Raw genomic sequence first — 5,432 nt, forward strand, 5'->3', positions numbered from 1 at the left:
GCTCGCGCGATCGGCACTTCGCCATATCCGCGTCGCGTCCAAACAGGAGTTGAAGGATCGAATCATTGAGGCAATCGACGACGTTAACCGTGAGCCTGTCGTTCATACCTGGACTTACAAGATCGACATCGCGGCATGATATGAGTCGATCCAAAGAAACGCTCTACTAGTGTCAGGAATGCGCCTCCCGAAGCAGCTTGACAGACGCCCGGAAAGACGTTCCGTCGGCACCGCCGCGACCGAACCGGCGCTTCTTTAGCGACGAACAGAAGCATGCGATCGCGCTGGAAACCGAACGGCCGGGTGTAAGCGGCTCGGCTGTCGCGCGAAAGCACGGGATCGTCACCGGACTGCTATTCCGTTGGCGCTCGCAGTTCGGCCTCGCGCCAAAGAAGCGCGCCCAGCTTGCACCGGTGGCACTGCCCGGCGACACAGCAGCGGTGCGTCTTCTGCAGAACCTGTGCAGTCCCCAGACGGGATGGCGACTGTCAAATTGAGCGACGGACGGCGCGTCTTCGCTCCCATTGGCAGCGACCTTGACGCCGTTCGGACGCATGTCGAAAGCGGGGAGACTGCGCCATGATGATCGTTCCTGCCGGCGTCAAAGTGCATTTGGCGCTGGACTACACCGACACGCGCAATCTCTCTCGTAACGTCCAATCCTCTCTTCTGACTCAACGCGCCTTTTCATTTTTCAACGTCAACTGGCCGCACGTCTAAAAGATCGCCACCAGGATGTTCCTGGGCGAGTGGAGATTGAGCGTTTTTGGCGGGCGACTAGATCCTCGCACAGCAAACTTGCCATTCGGTCAGCGCCGAATTCTAATTCCTGCCGCAACGGAAGCTGCGCCACTCGACCGCGCGGCGTCACGCGACCAATCATTTTCTCCCCGCGATCTACGGCGTTTTCAATTGCGTCTGCAAGGGAGTCGCCATCCAATCGAGAAGGGGAAATGACGTTAGGATTTCGCTTGATTAGATTTTTTTCGGCGTAGTCGTTGACGACCGTAACAAGGCCCGCCTCGATCATCTCCAAAGGCGGATAGCTTGGATGCGGAGACAGCATGATCGAAACGCCGACCGACGCAGTGTTAAGAAGCGCGGCGTAATCTTCGAGAGGAAGCTTGCCGGCCACTTCAAAATTCTGAACGGGTTCGGCCAAACCGGGGGCGAATTGCTCGCCTGCAAAGATGATCCGCCAGCGACTCGCTCTCACCGGATCCTGTTGCTGCCAGAGGAACAGCGAGTCGCAAATCAGTTCAAACGCATTGCGCGCGACACTGGGCCTTCCATAAACGAGGATCGTTCGTTCGCGCAGTTTAGGCGACAACCTCTCCGCGATCGCTTGATTCAACTGGAAAGGGATGCAGCACGCGCTTTTAAAGCGATGCTTGCTCAGAATCGTCGCAAACAGCTCCTCGGAATTTATGATTGCTCTGATTCCATCACCATTTTTGTAGGTCGCCGCCGCCAAGGCGAATTTGCTGCCCCAGCCGTAAAAATAGGGCTCGTCGTCCTGGATCAAATAGACAAACGGCAGATCCTTGCCGAATATCCGGGCGCGATCTCTTTCGAGTTGCTCGGCGAAGTTGGCGGTCCACCAGGCCGTCGCCAAGAAAATGTCATTCTCGCGCAAATCAAGCCGTCGCAGGCCATCGCTGCGCTCATAAGCGTCGACGAGCGAGCAGCGCGCCTCGTCCAACGTCGGCTCATAGGGAGCGGGCGTATAGTTCGGGAGCGATGCGAAGCCCTCTTCGTCGATCTTGGCGTTAGTCACGACGACCCGGCGATCGAAATCCGCGCCCAGCGCGTCGGCAATGCTGGAAAAGACCGCCAGAGCCGTATTCAAGCCGCCGAACATATGCCGCGGATTGACGGAGGGAGCGAGCAAATTGAGGCGCGGCCGCGAATTGCGCGACGGATAGGGAAGCAGCGGACGCGTTTCCTGAATGCCGAGAGCTGCAGGTCGCACCGACGCGTCCGCGCCGCACAGGCAGGGACGAAAGACCTTCAGTCGCGCCTTTCGGATGTCGTCCATCGAGTTCACGTCGAGAATTGTTTGCTGCAACGGATACAAATCCCTTCGCGCCACTTTCAGCCACTCATGCCCGCTCCGCTCGGCGAACATGAGAATCGTACGCTCGACCGCGTGCGCGAGCGTTCCGTCGATCTGTCCGGACTCAACCGCGAAATCTTCAAAGCGGAGATCGAGATCAAGCAAAGGGCGAATGGCGGCGCTCCTTCCCCAGAACATCGAGCCCGATGGGAATTCCAGCGGCAAATTCTTGCTTAGTCCGACTCCAGCTCTCCTCAGCAGGCCGCGCGCAATGTCATAGTCATAGCCCCAGTTCAGAATGCCTCTGACGTCGAACATGTGCTGTGGAAAAACAATGCCCATCTTCGGATCGTCGAACAGAGACAGGTTGGACGAAGCGATTTCGCGCGAACCGATCAGTGTGTCTACGAGGTAGTCGCGCCATTTCGCGAGAGGGTCTCCCCCATGAGGGGACTTTTTCGTATGCAGATGAAGAAAAATTTCGTAGCGCTGATAGACATCGGCGAAACCGAAAAATTTGGGCGCAACGTCCCTGCCGCGATTGGGAAAGACTCGTACCTCTACGTTGCCCCGCCTGCTTGCGCAGATCTTTTCAATTTTGGCCTTCTTCTCATGCGTATCGGTCGACAGAAACAGATCTGCCTCGCAAGGCAGCCGCTGCAACTTTTCCAGCAGGAGCGGCAGGACGTCGGGGTAGAAGCAGTGGATAAAGACGGCGATTTTCCGCTCGCGCTCGGGCGGCGTGAATCCGAATGGGGTGGCGATCGCGAAATCTTGTTCATTGACCGGGCGCCGGGCCGGAACGATTCCGTCCGGTTTGACCAGCTCATACGTATAGAGGAAAGATTTGCGCTTGCCGTCGCCGCCTTCGCAGCGAAAAGCCCCGTCGACGTTTAGGTAACCTCGGCCCTCCGCGCGGCCAAATTGAAGATAATGAATTTTATACTGTACCTCCCGCTTGAAAGACGTCGCAAGGTCTGGATTGACCGCGCAGTAGCCGGACCAAGTAAAGTCGTCAGGCAGCGGCCCGTTGCGCGCGGCAAGAATTTGAAGCGCCCGCTGGGGATTGAATAGACGGTTTTCTCTCCATCCATGCAGCAGGAAATGTTTGTGAAGCTGAGGAACTGATAGCCGCTCGAGATCGGGGTGATGATCGCGATAAAAATTGTGGTCAAATTTGAGGTGTCGAAAAGGACTGGAGATTTTGTTGGGGAACGACATAGAGGATCCCTAATGGTGAGACATCGAAACCAGGATTCGCTTGATAGCCTTCGTTCGAACGCAACTTTCCCCGAATTTGCCGCGTTCGACAAGATCGCCCGGTCGCAGAGACCGCCGCCGGAGCGCAAATTTGCAGACGGCCGACCTCGGCCGGCGTTCCGACCAAGGAAATCGCAAAATTGCCTGTCATCTGGACGCGCCTCTCCGCTCGTTTGACTCGAAATCATGTCACGCGAACGCGCTATGCCGTTGACGCCAAGGGCAGAGGCCGCAGTTCGGCGATCATCCACAAGATGTCGGCGAACAGGCTGTCAAACGGCTCGCAAAATTGACCCTCTATCGGCGTCCAAGATTGGCTCTGACTCACATTTGATGAAGTTTGGGCGCCGGCTTGTGTTGGTTCATTGAAGGAATCAACGACATGCCCCGTAGCCTTCGCCCCTCGACTTTTGTGCCACCCGGTTTCCACGTTGAAAATGCTGTCCAAGATGGCGGGATCGCCATCATCACTGTTCGCCCTATGAGCAAAAAGGCGGATGCCCGAGCTGCGCGGTGATCGCAGAGCGAGTCCACAGCCGTTATCTCCGGCGCCTGGCCGATCTGCCGCTGGCGGGGCGACAGGTTCGGCTCGTCGTCATCGCGCGGCGGTTTCGCGGTCGGCGACGGTTCACGAAGGGTCTTGCCCTCACTGCAATGAAGGTAAGGGCCAGCGAAGGCGAGGACTAAAGGCAAAGCTCACTACGGAATGGCTCGGCCCACACCCAGATAACGGAAAAGCGTTTGCAGTCGCCCGCGGATCCAACCTCAAGAATGTCACGGGATGCAGGCACTGCAAGCCTGAGAAGCCAGTTTAGGAAACTACTGATTCAGGCTGGCAGAGAAATGGCCAATGCTGCCGCAAGTTGCGCCAGCAATGATTTCCGGGCAGACGGCCGCCGCATGGGGCCGCAGCCTCAAAAAAGCGGCGTACGCAAAGCCGTCAGAGAGCTGGCATAGACCGTGACGACGCCCGCCGCGCCAAGGAAATAAAATGGGCGAATCTGGCAAAATTGCCGAACTCCGACCATGCGGCCGCATCCCACGTGACCCACGTCGCCGATCCACAATTTTGGAAACAGCAAAACAAGGCGGGACGCTCAGGACACTTCGGCAACATGGGAATGAGCGATGAAGCTGAAGCCGCCATATTCCGGCCTCATCATGCCCGCTCGGATACCGGTGACGAGGAGATTGATGCCTATCGTCGCGAGCGATGCATCCTTGCGACAAGGATTTGTATGAGATCGAATATCGCCGCTCCCTCGCGACGCCTTTTCCTCGGCGCGATCGCGCCAGTACTGGGGGCGGTCGCTCTAGGACCCGCCGTCGCCAGCATCGCCGTCGTCGGCGATAGTCTCGCGGCCGGCTGCCCATTCCGCACGCTGTCGTGTCGCCCCTTTGAGGTGATAAACCTCGCCAAGGGGGGCGCGCGGCTCGCGGATATCGCCGGGCAGTTGGAGCGTGCGCAACGAAATCGCGCGCGGCGCTTCATCATCGACGGAGGTCTGAACGATCTTTTCGGCGCCGCCGCACGAAGGCGGATTCCGTGCCGCTGCCCACGATCTCGGGATAGACCGCGACGACGCCCGACGCGCGACGGAGGTTGCCAAGCGCTCCCCGACCCCGCCGGCCTCTATTTCCTGCATTCGTTTCACGAGCCTCTCGGCGAGAGCGTCGGCGACGGCGCCACGCGCCCGCGCCCGCCTGATTCAATGCGTAAAGTTTAGCCAGCGGTGCAGCATGCACCAAAGCATGTAACCTGTGCTCGATCTCAATTGGCCAGAAGCCGCTAATTCGGATGGCTTACGATTGGAGAGATGGTCAGAATCGATCGGTTTGCAAATTTCGATGCGGTCTCGCTCGCTCGCTTCAAACTCAGGTGGGGGAAAAAATTTGAGCGCAGTCGACGACTCAGATTTTGCCGCATTGTTCGTCTAAATAGCGGTAATTGGAGCGTAATTAAGCGCGAGATTTGAAAAACGAGAGCACATGAAGAAGATTTTGCCCGTGATTATGTGCGGCGGGTCGGGGACGAGGGTGTGGCCCGAGTCGCGCGAGACCTTGCCCAAGCAGTTCATTCCGCTTGTCGGCGAGCGCTCGACCTTCCAGACGACGA

At 57.9% G+C, this 5,432-nt stretch carries 6 protein-coding genes and 1 pseudogene; 6 read left to right on the top strand and 1 reads right to left on the bottom strand.

The features are described from left to right. From QZ964_RS20185 to QZ964_RS20195, 3 genes and pseudogenes are all read left to right on the top strand, one after another. Nucleotides 1-139 (top strand): annotated as a pseudogene (locus QZ964_RS20185) (IS630 family transposase); the annotation flags it as partial. 58 nt (nucleotides 140-197) lie between these two features. Further along, nucleotides 198-497, top strand: coding sequence for a transposase (locus QZ964_RS20190; protein ID WP_292533923.1), 300 nt, complete (start codon nucleotides 198-200; stop codon nucleotides 495-497). Nucleotides 498-579: 82 nt separating this feature from the next. Next, nucleotides 580-720, top strand: coding sequence for a hypothetical protein (locus tag QZ964_RS20195; RefSeq protein ID WP_292533926.1), 141 nt, complete (start codon nucleotides 580-582; stop codon nucleotides 718-720). Here QZ964_RS20195 and QZ964_RS20200 read toward each other — a convergent pair. Then, nucleotides 701-3,277, bottom strand: a complete 2,577-nt coding sequence (locus QZ964_RS20200; protein ID WP_292533928.1) for a rhamnan synthesis F family protein — start codon at nucleotides 3,275-3,277, stop codon at nucleotides 701-703. The genes QZ964_RS20195 and QZ964_RS20200 overlap by 20 nt on opposite strands. 552 nt (nucleotides 3,278-3,829) lie before the next feature. Here QZ964_RS20200 and QZ964_RS20205 point away from each other — a divergent pair. The 3 genes from QZ964_RS20205 to QZ964_RS20215 all read left to right on the top strand — a co-directional run. Beyond that, entirely contained in the window at nucleotides 3,830-4,003 is a 174-nt protein-coding gene (locus QZ964_RS20205; RefSeq protein WP_292533931.1) for a hypothetical protein, read from the top strand. Between the two features lie 551 nt (nucleotides 4,004-4,554). After that, a complete protein-coding gene (locus tag QZ964_RS20210; protein ID WP_292533934.1) occupies nucleotides 4,555-5,043 on the top strand; it encodes a hypothetical protein in 489 nt (162 codons plus the stop codon). Nucleotides 5,044-5,305: 262 nt separating this feature from the next. Further along, the coding region (locus QZ964_RS20215; RefSeq protein ID WP_292532029.1) for a sugar phosphate nucleotidyltransferase at nucleotides 5,306-5,432 on the top strand (127 nt) is incomplete at its 3' end.

The sequence above is a fragment of the Methylocystis sp. genome (assembly GCF_021731785.1).
In the GTDB taxonomy this organism is placed as follows: domain Bacteria; phylum Pseudomonadota; class Alphaproteobacteria; order Rhizobiales; family Beijerinckiaceae; genus Methylocystis.